The 19,715-nt window shown below is 38.1% G+C and carries 15 protein-coding genes; 7 read left to right on the forward strand and 8 right to left on the reverse strand.

Annotated features, from left to right (window positions below):
- Positions 1 to 84: 84 nt before the first annotated feature.
- The 8 genes from QUD79_RS12955 to ampD all read right to left on the reverse strand — a co-directional run bounded on the left by QUD79_RS12955 (position 85) and on the right by ampD (position 11,677).
- Positions 85 to 1,944, reverse strand: a complete 1,860-nt coding sequence (locus tag QUD79_RS12955) for a tetratricopeptide repeat-containing diguanylate cyclase (RefSeq protein WP_184421393.1) — start codon at positions 1,942 to 1,944, stop codon at positions 85 to 87.
- Between the two features lie 21 nt (positions 1,945 to 1,965).
- A complete protein-coding gene (locus tag QUD79_RS12960; RefSeq protein WP_184421390.1) occupies positions 1,966 to 2,196 on the reverse strand; it encodes a glutaredoxin family protein in 231 nt (76 codons plus the stop codon).
- Positions 2,197 to 2,355: 159 nt separating this feature from the next.
- The gene (gene lpdA / locus QUD79_RS12965) at positions 2,356 to 3,786 is read right to left on the reverse strand and encodes a dihydrolipoyl dehydrogenase (protein ID WP_184421387.1); all 1,431 of its coding nucleotides are present in this window, start codon (positions 3,784 to 3,786) and stop codon (positions 2,356 to 2,358) included.
- 217 nt (positions 3,787 to 4,003) lie between these two features.
- The gene (gene aceF / locus QUD79_RS12970; RefSeq protein WP_184421384.1) at positions 4,004 to 5,683 is read right to left on the reverse strand and encodes a dihydrolipoyllysine-residue acetyltransferase; all 1,680 of its coding nucleotides are present in this window, start codon (positions 5,681 to 5,683) and stop codon (positions 4,004 to 4,006) included.
- Positions 5,684 to 5,702: 19 nt separating this feature from the next.
- Positions 5,703 to 8,378: a pyruvate dehydrogenase (acetyl-transferring), homodimeric type gene (aceE, locus tag QUD79_RS12975; protein WP_184421381.1), complete on the reverse strand. Its 2,676-nt coding sequence runs from the start codon at positions 8,376 to 8,378 to the stop codon at positions 5,703 to 5,705.
- A gap of 97 nt (positions 8,379 to 8,475) precedes the next feature.
- A complete protein-coding gene (pdhR, locus tag QUD79_RS12980; protein ID WP_385958420.1) occupies positions 8,476 to 9,231 on the reverse strand; it encodes a pyruvate dehydrogenase complex transcriptional repressor PdhR in 756 nt (251 codons plus the stop codon).
- Positions 9,232 to 10,164: 933 nt separating this feature from the next.
- Positions 10,165 to 11,109 (reverse strand): regulatory signaling modulator protein AmpE, encoded by a 945-nt coding sequence (ampE, locus tag QUD79_RS12985; protein WP_184421375.1) that lies wholly within the window; start codon positions 11,107 to 11,109, stop codon positions 10,165 to 10,167.
- Between the two features lie 25 nt (positions 11,110 to 11,134).
- The gene (ampD, locus tag QUD79_RS12990) at positions 11,135 to 11,677 is read right to left on the reverse strand and encodes a 1,6-anhydro-N-acetylmuramyl-L-alanine amidase AmpD (RefSeq protein WP_184421865.1); all 543 of its coding nucleotides are present in this window, start codon (positions 11,675 to 11,677) and stop codon (positions 11,135 to 11,137) included.
- A gap of 296 nt (positions 11,678 to 11,973) precedes the next feature.
- On the opposite strand from ampD, the gene QUD79_RS12995 reads away from it, so the two are divergent.
- The 7 genes from QUD79_RS12995 to coaE all read left to right on the forward strand — a co-directional run bounded on the left by QUD79_RS12995 (position 11,974) and on the right by coaE (position 19,595).
- The gene (locus QUD79_RS12995; protein WP_184421371.1) at positions 11,974 to 12,495 is read left to right on the forward strand and encodes a retropepsin-like aspartic protease family protein; all 522 of its coding nucleotides are present in this window, start codon (positions 11,974 to 11,976) and stop codon (positions 12,493 to 12,495) included.
- Positions 12,496 to 13,401, forward strand: a complete 906-nt coding sequence (nadC, locus tag QUD79_RS13000; RefSeq protein WP_184421368.1) for a carboxylating nicotinate-nucleotide diphosphorylase — start codon at positions 12,496 to 12,498, stop codon at positions 13,399 to 13,401.
- Positions 13,402 to 13,696: 295 nt separating this feature from the next.
- Positions 13,697 to 14,134: a pilin gene (locus QUD79_RS13005; RefSeq protein WP_184421366.1), complete on the forward strand. Its 438-nt coding sequence runs from the start codon at positions 13,697 to 13,699 to the stop codon at positions 14,132 to 14,134.
- Between the two features lie 259 nt (positions 14,135 to 14,393).
- Positions 14,394 to 16,103 carry a type IV-A pilus assembly ATPase PilB gene (pilB, locus tag QUD79_RS13010; RefSeq protein ID WP_184421364.1) on the forward strand — a complete coding sequence of 570 codons (1,710 nt, stop codon included), beginning with the start codon at positions 14,394 to 14,396 and terminating at the stop codon, positions 16,101 to 16,103.
- Positions 16,104 to 16,372: 269 nt separating this feature from the next.
- Entirely contained in the window at positions 16,373 to 17,617 is a 1,245-nt protein-coding gene (locus tag QUD79_RS13015) for a type II secretion system F family protein (RefSeq protein ID WP_184421363.1), read from the forward strand.
- Between the two features lie 465 nt (positions 17,618 to 18,082).
- The gene (locus tag QUD79_RS13020; RefSeq protein WP_286288564.1) at positions 18,083 to 18,967 is read left to right on the forward strand and encodes a prepilin peptidase; all 885 of its coding nucleotides are present in this window, start codon (positions 18,083 to 18,085) and stop codon (positions 18,965 to 18,967) included.
- Positions 18,968 to 18,983: 16 nt separating this feature from the next.
- Positions 18,984 to 19,595, forward strand: a complete 612-nt coding sequence (coaE, locus tag QUD79_RS13025) for a dephospho-CoA kinase (RefSeq protein WP_184421360.1) — start codon at positions 18,984 to 18,986, stop codon at positions 19,593 to 19,595.
- The last annotated feature ends 120 nt before the right edge of the window (positions 19,596 to 19,715 follow it).

Consider the following 19,715-nt stretch of genomic DNA (forward strand, 5'->3'; position numbering starts at 1 on the left):
GCGCTAACAACCTATTAACGCTAATTCTGCTCGACCCCATCAGCCAAACAATATCAACTCACCTATGAATTAAATTGGTGTATATTAATGCAAAACAATACAATTTTTGCCTTTAGCTTTAGCCTGATAAAGCGCTTTATCAGCTTGAGAGTAGATAATATCGTAACTCTGACTGCTTTCACTAAAACTTGATATACCAATACTGACGGTAAGATGAATAGGATCATTATTTTTATACTGAAATTGAAATTCTGCTATTGCCTTTAATAAGCGCTCAGCTACTTCTTTTGCTTGTTGTTCAGTTGCTCTTGGTAGCACGCATAAAAACTCCTCACCACCTATACGCGACATAACATCGCCGGTACGCAATATTTCTTGCCCTATTTCTGCTATTTTTTGAATAACATAATCCCCTGTAGGGTGGCCATATTTATCGTTTATTTCTTTGAAGTTATCAATGTCTATTAACATTACTGATAAAGCCCCTTTCTGCGCAGACATACCTGCTAAGGTTTTATCCAAGTAATTAAAGATATAGCGACGATTATAAAGCCCTGACAGCGGATCAGTTATGGCTAACAGTTGCATTTTATTATTGTTACGTCGCTGAATAACAATCACAGTAATAATAACCACGATAATCATCAAAAGAAAAATAACAATGTATTGTTGCTGAGTATGTTTATGCTCTAACGACTCTTCTTTTAATGACTCAATTTTATTGCGTTGCAATGCTAACGACTTTTCAACATCTTGTCGTTTAAGCTCCATATCAGCTCTAACTTTGAATAATCGATCGGTCGAGTTTTTTAATAATACCTCGGTATATTTTTGATAATATTCATCTAGCAGCTGATAGCTTAGTTCATATTCTTTTTTAGACTTAGCAATTTGGCTTGCTATTTTCAAGGTTTCAAGTTGCCATGTTGTTCCCATTAAATCAGGCATAGATTCAAATAACCGATTAGCTTTATTTAAGGCATTTTCAGCTTCTTCCACACGGTCAAGCTGTATTAGGCAAATCGCTTTGTTTTTCAAAAGTTCGCTGTTGTAATCAATCACCCCCTTTTTAGCTAACGCTAAATCAATAACCTCTAAAGCTTTATCACAACTCCCCTTTTCAGCAAGCGTCATTCCTAAGCCATATGCCGCATAGAAACTAATTTCTTCATTGGGAGTATAAGTAGAAATTTCACGATAACGTTCAAAGTAGGTAATTGCTAAATCATACTTTTTCCAGTAGCGATAGGTTGTTGCTAGGCCATAAACGGCTTCGGCAATATGCGCTTTGTAACCAAGTTGCTCATAACTTTCAAGAGCTTTACTATAGTACTGAATAGACTTGTCGTAATCGAACATATAGCCATAAATAGCGCCATAGGTTTCATTAATAAAGGCGATTAAAAACTGATCATTTAAGCCATAAGCTTTTACATAAGCTTCTTGCATGTCAGTTAATGACACTTCAAATAACTCAGCAACACCTTGAGTGAATGCATTCTCTAATTTAGCTTGAATATAAGGTGCTTCATAGCCACCTCGTTTAGCTTGCTCAAGCGCACTAGCTAAATATTCAAGCGCTTTATTATATTCACCTTTATTTCGGTATACAACGCCTTGAAATAAGTTAAAGCGGCTTTGTATTAATAAAGGAGTAGTTTCATCAATATAATTAAGGGCATTATTAATGGAAACTTCGAATTCATCGTACAAGTACAATAAGTGTTCGGCTTGTGCTTTACGTAAAAGCCACCATAGGTAAGCGTCTTTATTTAACTTGTCAGGAGTTTGTAGAAGAAGTTGTTGGTACACTTGAAAAGGTTCTTTAAATAGTCCCCGTTCAAAGTCTTTAGAGCTTAAATCATCGCTTGCTATAGCGAATAAAGAAAAGCATAAATAAACTAGCCCTAATAAAAGTACTCTCTTTCTTTTTATTAAACTCATTAAATTCTCACTAAATTATCACTAAGAAAGTGCTAATAGCTTTTTTAACTGTTTTTCATTGTATCCAACAATATATTCATCTGCTACCTTAATCACGGGTATTGACCGAAAGCCTGCTTTCGCCAGCTCCTTTTGTCCGGCAGGTGTTTTTACATTACATAAACGAAAAGTAACGTTATGTTGCGCTAAAAACGCTTTAGCTTTATCACAATGAGAGCAGTTATTACTGCTATAAAGTACGACTTTTTTCAATTGGTATAACTCATAGAATGTTTACTATCTATACTAAGAATAACAATAAACAAAGACAATTTCTGCAAATGATATACTTTATCCGAAAAAAAAAGCCAACATAAATGCTGGCTTTAATAATTTTACGATTAGCGCGTGTTGATCTTTGCTAAAAAGTATTTATTTTTTCTTTTTAGCTGCTTTTGCATTAGGTAAGTCAGTAATAGAGCCTTCAAATATTTCAGCGGCCATACCAATTGACTCATTTAACGTTGGGTGAGCATGAATGGTTAACGCAACATCTTCTGCATCAGCCCCCATTTCAACAGCTAAACAAATTTCGCCAAGCATTTCGCCAGCGTTGATACCTACAATAGCACCACCAAGCACACGACCCGTTTCTTTTTCAAAGATCATCTTAGTTTTACCTTCAGTGCGTGCTGAAGCAATAGCGCGACCAGAAGCAGCCCACGGGAAGTTAGCCACTTCGATATTTAAGCCTTGTTCTTTAGCTTCACGCTCTGTAACACCAACCCAAGCCATTTCTGGATCTGTATATGCAATTGAAGGAATGCAGCGAGGATCAAATACATGTTTTTTACCAGCGATAACTTCAGCAGCTACGTGACCTTCGTGTGCGGCTTTATGAGCTAGCATTGGCTGCCCTACAACATCACCAATAGCAAATATATTACTTACGTTAGTGCGTAATTCGTTAGAAACGTTGATAAAACCACGCTCATCTACATTTACACCTGCTTTATCTGCTGCAACTAAATGGCCATTTGGTTTACGGCCAACAGCAACTAATATTTTGTCATAACGCACTTGCTCAGCTGGTGCTTTTTTACCTTCAAATGTAACGTACAAGCCGTCATCTTTAGCATCAACTGCCACAACTTTAGTAGACAACATAATGTTGAACTTTTTCTTGTTGTAGTTGGTATAAATTTTAACAATATCTTTATCTGCAGCAGGTACTAATTGGTCTGCAAACTCTACCACTGACACATTAGAACCAAGCGCTGAATATACAGTGCCCATTTCTAAGCCAATGATACCGCCACCAAGTACTAGCATTTCACCTGGCACATCTTCCAATTCCAAAGCACCAGTAGAATCAATTACCCGCGGGTCATCTTTAGGAATAAAAGGTAAGTCGATTACAGAAGAACCACATGCAATAATTGCATTGTCGAAAGTAATAGTACTATTACCTTCTGGGCCTTCAACTGCTAAAGTTTTATCTGAGGTAAACTTACCAAAGCCTGTTACTGTTTTTACTTTACGCGCTTTAGCCATGCCATTTAAACCTGTGGTTAATTGGCCAATCACGTCTTCTTTCCAACCACGAATTTTATCTAAATCAATTTTCGGCTTACCAAAAGTAACCCCATGAGATGCCATAGCCGCTGCATCATCAATAACCTTGGCCACATGAAGCAAAGCTTTTGATGGGATACAACCCACGTTTAAACATACGCCACCTAATGTTGCGCGACTTTCTACTAATACTACATCTAGGCCTAAATCAGCCGCACGAAATGCTGCTGAATAACCGCCAGGGCCTGCTCCTAAAACTACTACTTGAGTTTTAATATCGTTACTCATGCTAACCTCAAAATTGCTTGTTGTTTGGTAACTTGTTCCGTTTAGTTTATTTAATCGCAACAAGTAATAATAAATTATTGTATTTCTGGCTCGAAGTGTACTGAAAATCGATGAAAATCGCCATCATTAATCGAGCTTTTTAAAAGCAAAGTAGCAAAATGTGACCAATTGCATTAATCACATTCCTGCTACTTATTTAAGCAGTTCTCATAAACTTTTATAGAATAAGCTTACGAATATCACTCATCACTCCGGCCAAGTGTACGGTAAAGCGAGCTGCAAGCGCACCATCAATAACTCTATGATCATAAGACATCGACAATGGGAGCATTAATTTAGGTTCAAACTCTTTACCATTCCACTTAGGTTTAATCTCAGATTTTGACACACCTAAAATAGCTACTTCTGGTGCATTAACAATAGGCGTAAACGCTGTTCCGCCAATGCCTCCTAAACTAGAAATAGTAAAGCAACCACCTTGCATATCTATTGCTTTGAGCTTACCTTCACGCGCTTTAATGCTGATCTCTAATAGCTCTTTAGACAGTTCATAAATACCTTTTTTATCAACATCTCGAACTACTGGCACAACTAACCCGTTAGGTGTATCTACGGCAACACCAATATGAATATATTTTTTCAACACTAAACTTTCACCGTCTTCATTCAGGCTTGAATTAAACGTAGGAAAAGCTCTAAGTGCATCTGCAGCGGCTTTTAATACAAAAACTAATGGTGTAATTTTAAAACCCAGCTTTTGCTTCTCGCATACTATATTCTGCTCTTTACGAAATGCTTCTACATTAGTAATGTCGGCTTCGTCAAATTGTGTAACATGTGGAATTGTCACCCAATTGCGATGTAAAAATGGACCAGATACCTTCTGTATACGTGATAATGGCTTCGTTTCAATTTCACCAAATTTAGCAAAATCAATAGTTTTAGCACTTACCACTTGTAAACCACCTTCGCCAGCAGCTACGCTACTACCGGCATTAGCTTTAGGGCGAGATAGTTCATATTTAACATAAGACTGCACGTCTTCTTTAAGAATTCTTCCTTTTGGACCTGAGCCTTTAACCAAGGTTAAATCCACACCAAATTCACGCGCTATACGACGAATAGACGGAGATGTATAAATAGTTTTAGACTCTTTAAATGAACCTGCCTGAGGATGATGCGGCACAGGTGCAGACTTTTGCGGAGCCGTAGAAGTACTTTCTGCACTGACTTCAGGTTCAGCCGTTTCTGCCACCGCTTCAGGTTGCTCAATCGCAGCAGGTGCGCCACTGTTAGTTTCAAGTTTAATAACAAGTGAGCCTTGTTTGACCTTGTCTCCCGTAGCAACTAATACTTCTTTAACAATACCGGCATGAGATGAAGGCACATCCATTGTTGCTTTATCAGTTTCTAAAGTGATCAAACCATCTTCAACTGCAATTTCATCACCTACAGCTACTAATACATCAATAACATCAACTTCACCATCAGCCCCAATATCGGGCACAGAAATTTCAATTACTTCGCTATTTCCAGTTGCAACTGGCGCATCTTCTTTAGTTTCAGCTACCTTCTCACTTTCAGCAGGTGCTTGAACTTGCTCAGCTGACTCTTCAGCTTTTTCCTCGGTTGCACTGTTAGCATCAGTTGTTGATCCACCTGCAGCTTTCATTTCGGCAATTAAGTCACCTTCTTTAATCTTGTCGCCAACAGCAACTTTAATTGCAACGAGTTCTCCTGCCATTGGAGCAGGAATATCCATTGAGGCTTTATCGGTTTCAACAGTAACAATACCTTCATCTGCTTCAAGTGTATCGCCAACAGCAAAACAAATTTCAATTACTTCAACTTCATCGCCGCCTACATCAGGGACTAGAATTTGTTGAATATCTGACATGTTAATTCTCCAGTCTCAGTTAAGCGTAAAGTGGATTAAGTTTTTTAGTGTCGATATCAAAGCGTTTAATCGCTTCACTAACAACGCTTCGCTCAATATCACCGCGATTAGCTAATTCAAATAATGACGCTACAACAATATAAGCAGGGTTTACTTCAAAGTGACGACGCAAGTTCTCACGGCTATCACTTCGGCCAAAACCATCAGTGCCTAAGCAACGGTATTCGGTATCAATAAACGCACGAATTTGATCAGAGTAAGCTTTGATATAATCAGTTGCTGCAATCGCAGGTCCCTTCTCTTTAGTAATAACTTGTCCTACATACGCAACCTTTTGTTTAGCTTCAGGGTTTAACATATTCTGACGAGTTACTTCTTGGCCTTCACGAGCCAATTCATTAAACGAGGTGACCGAGTAAACATCACTCGACACTTTATAATCATTCGCTAGAATTTTTGCAGCTTCTCTCACTTGCAGCAATATTGTGCCTGAACCTAATAATTGCACGTTAGCTACTGGCTTTTTCGCTTTAACTGTTTCTAGCTTATAAATACCTTTAATAATTTTATCTGCAATATCTTTATCTTCAGGCATTGCAGGGTGCTGATAGTTTTCATTCATTAATGTTAAGTAATAGAAAATATTTTCATTTTCTTCATACATACGACGCAAGCCGTCACGAATAATCACTGCAACTTCATAGCCGTAAGTTGGGTCATAAGTAATACAATTAGGAATTAAGCCGCCTTGTACATGCGAATGACCATCTTGATGCTGTAAACCTTCTCCGTTAAGTGTTGTTCTACCTGCCGTTGCACCTAGTAAGAAACCACGAGCCTGACTGTCACCCGCTGCCCATGCTAAGTCTCCAACACGTTGAAAACCAAACATTGAATAATAGATATAAAACGGAATAGTGGTTGCGTTACAGGTTGAATAAGACGTTCCCGATGCTACCCATGAAGCCATAGCACCTAATTCATTAATACCCTCTTGTAACACTTGCCCCTTTATATCTTCACGGTAGTAAGCTACTTGATCAGAATCTTGAGGAATATATTTTTGCCCTTCACTGGCATAAATACCTACTTGACGAAATAAACCTTCCATACCAAAAGTACGTGCTTCATCAGGAATAATTGGCACAATGCGCTTACCAATTTTCTTATCTTTTAATAAACTATTAAGTATACGAACAAAGGTCATGGTAGAAGAAACTTCACGATCACCAGAGCCTTTTAATACCGCATCAAACACTTTTAACGGTGGGATTTCTAAACTTTCATCAGCTTGCTTACGTCGCGCAGGTAAAGAGCCACCTAACGCTTCTCGGCGTGCTTTCATATATTTAAATTCAGCACTGTCTTCCGGAAACTTGTAATAAGGGAGATCAGCAATTTTGTCATCGCTAATTGGCATATTAAAACGATCACGGAAATATTTAACTGATTCAACATCCATTTTTTTAACATTATGCGCAATGTTAAGGCCTTCACCTGCTGAGCCTAAACCATAACCTTTAACAGTTTTAGCTAAAATAACGGTCGGACGTCCTTTTGTTTTAATCGCTTTATCATAAGCTGCATACACTTTAATTGGATCATGACCACCACGGTTTAAACGCCAAATATCATCGTCTGACATATTAGCAACCATAGCCGCTGTTTCAGGGTATTTATTAAAGAATTTTTCGCGAGTGTACTTGCCACCTTTCGCTTTACAGTTTTGATATTCACCATCAACGGTTTCATTCATTAACTGCAATAATTTACCTGAAGTATCACGAGCAATTAATGGATCCCAATAACTTCCCCAAATAACCTTAGTTACTTCCCAACCAGCGCCACGGAATGAGCCTTCAAGTTCTTGTATAATTTTACCATTACCACGTACTGGTCCATCTAAGCGCTGTAAATTACAGTTTACAATAAAGGTTAAGTTATCTAGGCCTTCACGCGCAGCTAAACCAATAGCACCTAATGATTCTGGCTCATCAGTTTCGCCGTCTCCAAGAAAGGCATATACTCGTTGCCCCGAGCAGTCTTTAATGCCTCGGTCGGTTAAATACTTTAAGAAGCGTGCCGTATAAATAGCTTGTAATGGGCCAAGACCCATAGATACGGTTGGAAATTGCCAAAAGTCTTGCATCAAGTGTGGATGTGGGTAAGAAGATAACCCTTTTCCATCAACTTCTTGACGGAAATTATTCATTTGTTCTTCAGTAAAACGTCCTTCCATAAAGGCGCGTGCATAAATACCCGGTGAAATATGACCTTGTGCAAAAATAAAGTCGCCACCATCTTCTGGTGATGCAGCTTTAAAGAAATGGTTAAAACCCACATCGTACAACATTGCAGATGAGGCAAAACTACCAATATGACCACCAAGATCTAAATCTTTTTTAGAAGCACGTAATACTAACATTAGCGCGTTCCAACGAATTGCTGCACGAATACGCGCTTCAATGGTTAAGTCGCCCGGCATGTGAGGTTCTTGCCCTGGCGGTATAGTATTCACATAAGCAGTAGTCGCATCGAAAGGTAAATGAGTACCGCTACGACGAGCATGGTCAATTAACTTTTCTAATAAATAATGTGCGCGTTCAGGACCTTCATTTTCCAAAACGGCTTCCATCGACTCTAACCACTCTTGGGTTTCTAATGAATCAATATCAATATTTGGGAGCTCAGACATAATGTTTACTTAGTCTCCATATCTTTAGTTATATATAGTTGCTATAAATTAATTGATAGTTAACTTTAGCTATCAATGCTTATTATTCGCTTACCTGTTAAATTTTATGCATACGGCGCATTGAACGCTGCATGCGACTTTGCTCTTGCGTTATATTCAGCAAGACTTCTTCAATAAATGCGAGATGACGATGACTTGCACCCCACGCTTTTTGCGGTTGACCACTCAAAATAGCAGTCATTAATCTGGTACGGTAATCAGCTATTTTTGCGAATATATCGGGTCGCTGCGCTAAAATGGTTAAGTTTTGTTCAATATTATCAATTAATAATGCCGCCATACTGCGCGCTAAATGCAAAATAACGCCGTTGTGAGAAGCTGCACATATCGCTAAATAAAATTCAAAAACGGCTACCGCTTCTTCTTTGTAGTCATTATCTAACTGGGCGTTACCAATCGCCTCATGCCTTAGTTGTATTTCGTCAAAATCTTCTTGTGTACCGCGCATAGCAGCATAATATGCAGACATACCTTCAATACCATGACGAAATTCAAGGAGATCAAATTGAGATTCATAATTTTGCGACATCAAATTGAAAAGAGGATCGGCAAAGCCAGCTAAAATATTGTCGCAAACAAAAGTGCCACCACCTTGGCGACGGTTAACCAAACCTTTTGCTTCAAGTTTTTGAATGGCTTCACGCAAAGAAGGGCGAGACACATTAAACTGAACAGCCAGCTCTCGTTCCGGTGGTAGCTTTTGACCTGCCACTAAACCACCGTCCAAAATCATCTCTTCAAGCTGCGATAAAATCACATCAGAAAGCTTGGCTTGTTTCAAAGGCTGTTTAATATTTTTTAATGTCATAAGTACTTATAATTACAGAACACAAAATGGCTAACACAAACAACAAAGCAAAGGTAAATTGGTATTACCAATGGTAAATTTGATGTAAAAAATAACAAATTTATATCGTATTGTAAATACAACATAGTTCAAATGGTGGAATTTTCAACAGAAACATTGTGATATATCAACAAAAAGAGAGGTATTGTAGGTCGGCATTTACATAAATGTAGGTCGGCGTTTACGCCGTCAAAAACGCCAATACTATCAATACACTTATCGGTAACTGCTCTTACATCATCCGACTAAACCTATTACTACCGCTATCCTTAGCGATAAAGCCCCTCGACCATAAACAGTTCAGCTAAATAAATGTAGGTCGGCGTTTACGCCGTCAAAAACATCAATATTATCAATGCATTTATCGGTAATTGCTCTTACATCATCCGACTAAACCTACTACTACCGCTATCCTTAGCGGTAAAGCCCCTCGACCATAAACAGTTCAGCTAAATAAATGTAGGTCGGCGTTTACGCCGTCAAAAACGTCAATACTATTAATACACTTATCGGTAATTGCTCTTACATCATCCGACCAAACCTACTACTACCGCTATCCTTAGCGGTAAAGCCCCCCGACCATAAACAGTTCAGCTAAATAAATGTAGGTCGGCGTTTACGCCGTCAAAAACGTAAATATTATCAATGCACTTATCGGTAATTGCTCTTACATCATCCGACCAAACCTACTACTAGCACTGCCCTTAGCGGCAAAGCCGCCCGACCATAAACAGTTCAGCTAAATAAATGTAGGTCGGCGTTTACGCCGTCAAAAACGTCAATACTATTAATGCACTTATCGGCAATTGCTCTTACATCATCCGACCAAACCTACTACTACCGCTACCCTTAGCTGTAAAACCCAATCTACAAAACAAATTAACTCAATACACCTGTCAATATTAGCAGTGCAATAACAGCTAAGCATAATAACAAGGTTCGTTTAGCTAAACGCACTAATAAACAAGGTTCTGCAGTACAATCTCCTTGCTCAATCATAAAGTCTTCTGATGCTTCAGCCACATCGACTAAAAGCACATGAGGTAATTTTTCTATATTAAAAACATCATCTAACCAAACTGGCATAGCTTTAGAAAAATGTCCTACTAGCATATAACAAAAAGCAACAGCTCTTACGGGTAACCAGTCAAGCCAAAAGAGTATTTTTTGACTAAATACACTGATCGCTTGATTATGCGCATGCGGTAATTCAGAGCGCTGAATATCAGCCGCTACATCTTTATTAAGGTCTGAGCCAATATCATCACTTTCAACTGCTGTATTGTTTTGTTCAGTAATTTTAGTCAATAATCGATAAGCTAACGCTCCTGGGGCGCCAAATAAAACAAAAAAGATCATAATCGCAATAAAGTATCGGTAATTTAACCACACTAAACTTTGCCCAAAACCCATATCCATTAAGTTTTTATCTTGTAGCAACTGTAAATGATGAAGCTCACAAGTGGTTGGTTCACCTCTAAATGCAGCTAATAAATATTGTTTGTAACAGTTACGTGTTTGAATACATCCAAAACAAACAATTAAGACTAAGGTAGAAACGATCAAATAGAGCAAGCTATTATCAAGGGCCTCTATAATCAAATAACAAGCAACCACAGGTATAGCGATAAACAACGTATTAGCAATAACTGAGCTTGTTGCTGTTTCACCATCATTATCGCTTGCGCTGCTCTTGCTTGAATTAATCCATGAGATGCGATTAAACAACCTTAGATAATGCTGATAATAAAAATTAAACTGCCATATAGGTGAAGACAAATGACGCTCTGCGCCTAGTGCAATCAATAAGCTGATTAAACTCATAACATTCCCTTAAAAGATATATCAATTAACCTAATTGGTTCAGTAATGACCGGAAGTAACGCCAATCAAAAATATCACCCGGATCAGTTTTTCGCCCTGGTGCAATATCACAATGCCCAACAATATTCTCACAAATATCAGGATAAGTATTCGTTATTACCTTTGTTAATTTACTAAGCTGCTGATACTGTGCATCAGTATAAGGAATTGCATCAGTACCTTCTAGCTCAATGCCAATAGAAAAATCATTGCATTTTTCTCTGTCTTTAAATTGAGAAACACCAGCATGCCACGCGCGATCATTAAACGATACATACTGAATAATTGCCCCGTCACGCTGTATTAAACAATGTGCTGAAACCTTCAGTGTATATATAGAAGAAAAATAAGGGTGCGCACTGCCATCAAGTCGACCTAAGAATAAATCAGTAATATAGCTGCCACCAAACTCGCCTGGGGGCAATGATATATTATGCACCACTAACAACGAGACCTTCTCCTGCTCAGGTCTTGCATCACAATAAGGCGATGCTATTTTTTTAGCTTCACTCAACCAACCATTAACTATGTTAAAACTAGCCGCTAAATTGTTGTGTGTAGACGTGTTTATAGTATTAATCAAAACAATAATTCATTATTTCATCTGATTTATCAGTAAAATCATAATACAATAGACCCAGAACGATAAGCTAGGATCTGTTAATTTTTTATTTTAGTCACTGCTATAAACTGAAATAGCAACATCCTTACTATATAACTATTACTGTTTTTAGCTAAGCACCCTACTTTATCTGTAGTTTTTCAGTGGTTAAAATGTAGCGGTAATCCGTTAACTAAAAAGAGTAATCAACAAATAAGAGAATCATGAGCAATAGTGACCCTACCGCAAAACTTGGTAAATATTTTATCTGGCTCGCATGGATAGTTGTGCTTGCTCTACTCGTTTTTTTCTTTCAGTCGGCACTAGAGCAACAAATAAACCCAAATAGTCGCCCACAATACTCATTGAATGCACAAGGCAATGCTGAAGTAATATTGCAGCAAAATCGCCAAGGTCACTATGTGTCATCTGGCACTATTCACGAAGTTCCTGTTACCTTTTTACTTGATACCGGCGCTACACAAGTGTCTATTCCTGCACATATCGCCGACCAGCTGCACTTAACAACTTCAGGTCAAGGTATTGCAAATACCGCTAACGGCCAAGTACGAATTTACCACACCCGCATAGATCAGCTTAGCATTGGTAATATTTACCTTTATAATGTCGACGCGCATATTAACCCTGGAATGAAGTCTGATGAAATTCTACTGGGTATGAGCGCATTAAAAAGAGTAGAATTTAGCCAAACGGGTAAACAACTAATATTAAGAGAACGTAATTAAATGTTAACGCCATCACATACAACATCTTTTATCAAAGACATCGAACAATCAGTGAATATCGCCTTGTGTGAAGACTTAGGTATATCGTCAATTGGGCAGCTCAATAGCCAACTTGATATAACAGCCGAGTTAATTCCAGAAAACAGTATGGCTGTAGCTACCATTATTACGCGTGAAAACTGCGTAGTGTGTGGCGTTGAATGGGTAAACCAAGTATTTAAAGTGCTAGATAACGCATACCAACAAACTAAACCAACAACTATTACATGGTTTGTTGAAGACGGCGACACCGTAAAAGCGAACACGCCACTTTTTGAAATATCAGGTAATTCACGCATATTACTCACAGGCGAGCGCAGTGCATTAAACTTTTTACAGCTACTTTCAGGTACAGCAACCACCACACAGCATTATGTAGCCTGTTTAGCAAATACAAAAACAAAGTTACTTGATACCCGAAAAACAATACCAGGGCTGCGCAGCGCACAAAAATATGCAGTAAAATGCGGCGGCGGCGTAAATCATAGAATTGGCTTATTCGACGCTTTTTTAATTAAAGAAAACCATATCGCAGCGTGTGGTTCAATAGAGCAAGCAATAACAACGGCTAGAAGTAATCACAGCAATAAAACAGTTGAAGTAGAAGTAGAGTCTATTAACGAGTTAACTCAAGCACTAAATGCCAAGGCCGATATTATAATGCTCGACAATTTTAGCCCAGAGATGATCGAGCAAGCCGTTGAGCTGCGTGAAAAAATTACCCAAGGGCAAGCTAAACTAGAAGCCTCAGGCAATATGACCTTAGCCACTTTAACGCAATATGCTAAAGCAGGTGTCGACTTTATTTCAGTAGGGGCATTAACCAAACACGTTAATGCAATAGACCTTTCAATGCGATTAAAATAAAGCAGTACAATATAAAAATTAAAACAAAAGCAATCTAAGACTTTGTTATCTCAATACAAAGCTCTAGAACTAAGAACCTTTGTTTTTTATTGGATTTTTTAGTAAATGCCGTTATAGTTTATAAGTAACAGGTTAACGAATATGTTATTTTTTAACCAATTACAAAAAAATAAGTGCTTAAATATTAGTGACTTGTAAAATAATTAAAAAAAAAGCGAAACAATATTTTACATTTTAAACGTTTTAGCGCAGTATCTATTTAGCCCCCGTAATTAATAGTATGGATGTACTGATTATGAAAAAAACTTTACAAAACTTAGCAACAGCAAAAACTGGCCAAAAAGGCTTTACACTAATTGAATTGATGATCGTTGTAGCGATTATCGGTATTTTGGCAGCGGTTGCGTTGCCGGCTTATCAAACATATACGAAAAAGGCAACTTTTACAGAAGTTGTTTTAGCTACATCCGCCTATAAGTCTGCAATTGAAGTATGTTTTCAAACTAAATCTGCAGGTTGTGCTACCTTAGGTACTGACGGAATACCACTAGCTGCATCAGCTACAGCTGCTCCGGCAGTATCAGCTTTAACTTGGGATGGTAGTGATTTGGTTGTAACTGCTGCTGCATATGGCGGCTTAGCTGGTACAGAAACATACACCTTAAGTACAGCACAAGCACCTGGTACGGCTCCCGTTTGGACAACAGCTTGTAACCCTACTGACCTTTGTTAAGGAAACCCAAGGGATAAGTGTAAGTTGATTTGCTATACATTAATCCCTTTTCTTACTTAATAGAAAGCTCCTTTAGGGGCTTTTTTATTGCCTGAAAATAATCAAAGTTGGCTCAAGGAGTCAGAGAAAATCAAAGGCGATCAATAGGGATTAGACTCTTACCCATTGTTTTTTTTATTCATTAAAACAGAAACTTTGCCATTTTATTCAATCTTAGGTTACACTAGTTTTATAGAGAACTTAGTTTATTCAAGGCGTTATGAAAGGTCTTCACCAACAATCCAGTTTGCTATCAGCACTGTCAAAGCATAATTTAATTCCTACTGAAATGGTAGACCAGATCAGTGCAGACTTTATTCAGCAAAAAAAACCTTTTGTCCGCTTTTTAGTTGAAGATAAAAACTATAATGCCAATGCCATCGCCACTATATTATCTCAAAGTTTTGGCTACCCGGTAATCGACTTAACTGAATTTGACACCACGTTAGTGCCCGAGGGTGTTCGTAATGAGAAATTGGTGCGTAAACACGGCGCGCTGCCGCTATTTTTACGCGGTAAAGTACTCTTTGTTGCCATGTCAGACCCCACTAATTTAGACGCCTTAGAAGAGATACAATTTAATACTGGCTATACCACAGAACTTATTCTTGCCAGTGAACAAGAATTACATAAGTGCATTGATAAGGTATTAGAAGACGAAAGCAGTGCCCTTGATATTAGTGAGATGGACGCCGATGAACTAGCAGACATTGATGTTCATGAAGATAAAAATGATGATGACTCTACAAGTGCTACGGGTGATAAAGACGATGCCCCGATTGTTGTTTATATTAATAAAATTTTACTTGATGCTATTAAAAAAGGCGCCTCTGATTTACATTTTGAACCCTATGAAAAAAGTTACCGTATTCGCTTTCGCGTTGATGGTATATTAACCGAAGTGGCAAAACCCCCTATTGCTTTAGCCTCTAGAATGGCAGCGCGACTAAAAGTAATGTCTAAACTCGATATTGCCGAGCGACGAGTACCACAAGATGGGCGTATAAAACTGGCGTTATCGCGCAAAAAATCTATCGACTTTCGTGTGAGTACCCTGCCCACTATGTGGGGTGAAAAAATAGTAATGCGTATTCTCGACTCGTCAAGCGCAATGCTTGGTATCGACATGTTAGGTTACGACCCTGAGCAAAAGAAAATATACATGGACGCATTAGCTCAGCCACAAGGAATGATATTAGTGACTGGCCCTACAGGCTCTGGTAAAACGGTATCGCTTTATACTGGCTTAAATATTTTAAACACCCAAGAGCGAAATATATCAACGGCTGAAGATCCAGTAGAAATTAACTTAGAAGGTATTAACCAAGTTCAAATTAATGTAAGAGCAGGTTTAACTTTTCCAAGCGCACTAAGATCTTTTTTACGACAAGATCCCGACATTGTAATGGTAGGTGAAATTCGAGACTTAGAAACGGCCGAAATCGCAATAAAAGCAGCACAAACAGGGCATTTAGTTTTATCAACCTTACATACAAACTCAGCAGCTGAAACCCTAACACGCCTATTAAATATGGGCGTGCCTTCATACAACGTAGCAAGCTCTGTGAGTATTATTATTGCCCAACGCCTTGCTCGTCGCCTTTGTACACAATGTAAAATAGAAGAAAAAATTCCCGCGCAAGAATTAATTAATCAGGGGTTTCCTAAAGACAAGGTCGATGAAGTAAAACTATTTAAAGCGGTAGGCTGTGAACATTGTACTGGAGGCTATAAAGGCCGCGTAGGTATTTATGAAGTAATAAAAATAAGTGGAGAAGTCGCCAGTATTATTATGGAAGGTGGAAACTCACTAGATATTGCTGCACAGTGCCAAAAAGAAGGTTTTAACAATCTGCGTCAATCAGGCATAATCAAAGCTATGCAAGGCATGACAAGTTTAGAAGAAATTAACCGTGTAACGAGTGCGTAAGGGTTAAAAACGTAATAAATATAGTGTAGGTCGTCAAAATAGTAGGTTTAATAATTATCGATGGGCTTATCGGTAATTGCTCCTGCATTACCCTACTACCGCCATCCGTGGCGGCAAAGCCCAACCTACAAAATGGTAGGTGAAAAATAGATAATGTAGGTCGGCATTTATGCCGTCAAAAAAGTAAGCTTAATAATTACCAAAAGGCTAAACCTACGGATACCAGTTTGATACTATAAATGTAGAATAATAACTAACTAGGAAGTGTTATGGCAGTTTCCAAAGCAATGAAAACACCGGCAGTAAAAGCGCTTGACGTTTTTATTTGGCAAGGAGTTAACCGTAAAGGTAAAAAAGTAGGCGGTGAACTTTCTGCTAAAAGTTTGCAGGAGCTTAAAGCCCAGTTAAGAAAACAAGGCGTTACACCGGGTAAAGTTAAAAAGAAAGGAAAACCACTATTTGGCATGGGTGGCGATAAAGCAATTACCCCAATGGATATTGCTTTAATAACACGTCAAATATCAACCATGCTTTCAGCCGGTGTACCTTTAGTACAAACCATTGAAATGATTGGTTCTGGCCATAACAATGGCAATGTACAAAAATTAATGGCCGATATAGGTAATAAACTCTCTTCGGGTATTCCATTATCTGATTGTTTGCGCGAACACCCACGCTATTTTGATGATTTATACTGCGATTTAGTTAGCTCGGGCGAGCAATCAGGCTCGCTTGAAACTATTTACGATCGAATAGCGACTTATAAAGAAAAAGCTGAAATTTTAAAAGCAAAAATTAAAAAGGCGATGACCTATCCTATTGCTGTTCTAGTGGTTGCAGCAATTGTTACCTCGGTCTTACTTATTTTTGTGGTGCCAGTATTTAAAGAAATTTTTGATAGTTTCGGTGCAGAATTACCAGCTTTTACGTTATTAGTACTTGCGATATCAGAGTTTATGCAAGCTTATTGGTATATCGGCTTAGGTGCAATTTTTGCATCTTTCTGGTTATTTAAACGTGCTCATCGTAATAGCCAAAGTTTAAGAGACAGTGTTGACAAACAAATACTAAAGCTCCCTGTAGTTGGAGATTTATTAGAAAAAGCAGCCGTTGCTCGTTACGCCCGTACCTTATCAACTACATTTGCTGCTGGTGTTCCGTTACCCGACGCATTAGAGTCTGCCGCTGGAGCTTCAGGTAATGCAGTGTTTAGAGATGCTATTTTAGAAATACGCGCAGAAGTTACCTCTGGTATGCAAATGAATTTAGCCATGCGTAACTGTGCAATTTTCCCTGATATGGTAATTCAAATGGTTGCTATTGGTGAAGAGTCTGGCTCTGTCGACGATATGCTCTCTAAAGTTGCTACCGTGTATGAGCAACAAGTTGACGATGCAGTAGACTCGTTAACTAGTTTACTCGAGCCCTTAATAATGGCCGTTCTTGGTGTAGTTATTGGCGGATTAATTATAGCGATGTACTTACCCATATTCCAAATTGGTATGGTGGTTTAAAGTCTATTTACAAAACAACAGGTAAAAATAGATAATGTAGGTCGGCATTTATGCCGTCAATACCACTAAGTTTAATGATTATCGATGGGCTGAAGCCCAACCTACAAAACAACAGGTAAAAATAGATAATGTAGGTCGGCATTTATGCCGTCAATACCACTAAGTTTAATGATTATCGATGGGCTGAAGCCCAACCTACAAAACAACAGGTAAAAATAGATAATGTAGGTCGGCATTTATGCCGTCAATACCACTAAGTTTAATGATTATCGATGGGCTGAAGCCCAACCTACAAAACAACAGGTAAAAATAGATAATGTAGGTCGGCATTTATGCCGTCAAATAAATAAAAGTTGGAAATTTTAATGAGCTTATCAATGATTGCTCCTGCATTGCACTACTACCGCTATCCTTGGTGGAAAAGTTCAACTTACAAACCAACCATTTAACATTTAAGGCATTCCTGTGTTTGAAACATTAATTAACACCTTTGATCAAAGTCCAGCCTATTTTTACAGCTTTGTCGCTATTTTATCGTTACTTATCGGTAGCTTCCTTAATGTTGTTATATATCGTTTTCCTAAAATGTTAGAACTTGGATGGTATCAGGAGTGTCGCGAGTTTTTAGCTGACGAAATCAAAGATATTCCGGCAAAAGACGTAAAGCCATTAACACTTTCTAAGCCTAATTCAACCTGCCCTAGTTGTGGACACCCAATTAAGTTTTATGAAAACATTCCAGTACTTAGCTGGTTAATACTTAAAGGTAAGTGTAGCCAGTGTAAAAACGCTATTTCAATTCGTTATCCATTAATTGAAGCCGCCACAGCCTTATTTAGTGTAATAATTGCTTACCAATATGGCGTATCGGAACAAACCTTCTTTTTAATAATATTAACTTGGGGCTTAATCGCTTTAACCATGATCGATTTTGATACTATGCTGTTGCCCGATCAGATAACACTACCATTACTTTGGTTAGGGCTTTTAGTTAATATTAATGGTTTATATATACCATTAGAGCAATCCGTAATTGGTGCTGCAGTCGGTTATATGAGTTTATATAGTATTTTTTGGCTATTTAAATTAATTACGGGTAAAGAAGGCATGGGTTATGGCGACTTTAAACTTGTCGCAGTATTTGGTGCTTGGATGGGATGGCAATTACTTCCTTTGTTAATTTTAATGGCATCGCTTGTTGGTGCAATTGTTGGCTTATCATTAATGGCTTTTAAAGGTCATCAACGAGAGCAGGCGATTCCATTTGGTCCATACCTAGCTGTTGCCGGTTGGATAACCTTACTTTGGGGTGAAGGTATTTGGCAGTGGTATTTAAGCTTTATTATATAAAAACAGACTATAAATTATGGCAAACTATATTGTAGGGCTTAGTGGCGGGATCGGCAGTGGTAAAACAACGGTTTCAAAGCTATTTGAACAACACGGCGTTAGTGTGATAGATGCAGACATAATCGCCCGTGATGTTGTGGTTAAAGGCTCTGAAGCCCTCACTCTCATTATTGAATACTTTGGTGAAAATTTTTTATTGCCAACGGGTGAATTAGACCGTACCAAGCTGAGAACACGCATATTTAGCAATTCTAAAGATAAGTTATGGCTTAATAACTTATTACACCCACTAATTCGAAAGAATATAATACAAGCCCTTGAACAAGCCCCTAGTGATTACTGTTTACTTGTAGCACCGTTACTCTTAGAAAATAACCTTCAACACTTAGTTGATCGCGTGTTAATTGTTGATGTAAGTGAAGAAATACAAATTAAAAGAACACTAACACGAGACAAAAGCAGTGAGGTAGAGATTCGTGCTATTATTAATAGCCAAATTTCACGACATTCTCGGCAACAAGCGGCCGACGATATTATTAATAATAATGATACTGATCTAGCTAAATTAGAAGAAAACGTGCGCCTATTACATCAAAAATACCTAGAAAATAGTAAAATAGCTGAATAAAAAGCTTTTTAGTGAAAGTATTAGCCATTTAGCCCATCCCTCGTTAGTATATTGATGAATTCCATTAGGGTTGTGACCTATGGTCTTTCATTTTGGCATTGTGTTGCATTTAAAAAGATA

This window comes from Thalassotalea piscium (assembly GCF_030295935.1).
Lineage (GTDB): Bacteria > Pseudomonadota > Gammaproteobacteria > Enterobacterales > Alteromonadaceae > Thalassotalea_B > Thalassotalea_B piscium.

Excerpts from the sequence above, each read along its gene's own strand:
- QUD79_RS12955 (WP_184421393.1), bottom strand. The coding sequence starts at position 1,944 with ATGAGTTTAATAAAAAGAAAGAGAGTACTTTTATTAGGGCTAGTTTAT.
- lpdA (WP_184421387.1), bottom strand. The coding sequence starts at position 3,786 with ATGAGTAACGATATTAAAACTCAAGTAGTAGTTTTAGGAGCAGGCCCT.
- aceF (WP_184421384.1), bottom strand. The coding sequence starts at position 5,683 with ATGTCAGATATTCAACAAATTCTAGTCCCTGATGTAGGCGGCGATGAA.
- aceE (WP_184421381.1), bottom strand. The coding sequence starts at position 8,378 with ATGTCTGAGCTCCCAAATATTGATATTGATTCATTAGAAACCCAAGAG.
- ampE (WP_184421375.1), bottom strand. The coding sequence starts at position 11,109 with ATGAGTTTAATCAGCTTATTGATTGCACTAGGCGCAGAGCGTCATTTG.
- QUD79_RS12995 (WP_184421371.1), top strand. The coding sequence starts at position 11,974 with ATGAGCAATAGTGACCCTACCGCAAAACTTGGTAAATATTTTATCTGG.
- nadC (WP_184421368.1), top strand. The coding sequence starts at position 12,496 with ATGTTAACGCCATCACATACAACATCTTTTATCAAAGACATCGAACAA.
- QUD79_RS13005 (WP_184421366.1), top strand. The coding sequence starts at position 13,697 with ATGAAAAAAACTTTACAAAACTTAGCAACAGCAAAAACTGGCCAAAAA.
- pilB (WP_184421364.1), top strand. The coding sequence starts at position 14,394 with ATGAAAGGTCTTCACCAACAATCCAGTTTGCTATCAGCACTGTCAAAG.
- QUD79_RS13015 (WP_184421363.1), top strand. The coding sequence starts at position 16,373 with ATGGCAGTTTCCAAAGCAATGAAAACACCGGCAGTAAAAGCGCTTGAC.
- coaE (WP_184421360.1), top strand. The coding sequence starts at position 18,984 with ATGGCAAACTATATTGTAGGGCTTAGTGGCGGGATCGGCAGTGGTAAA.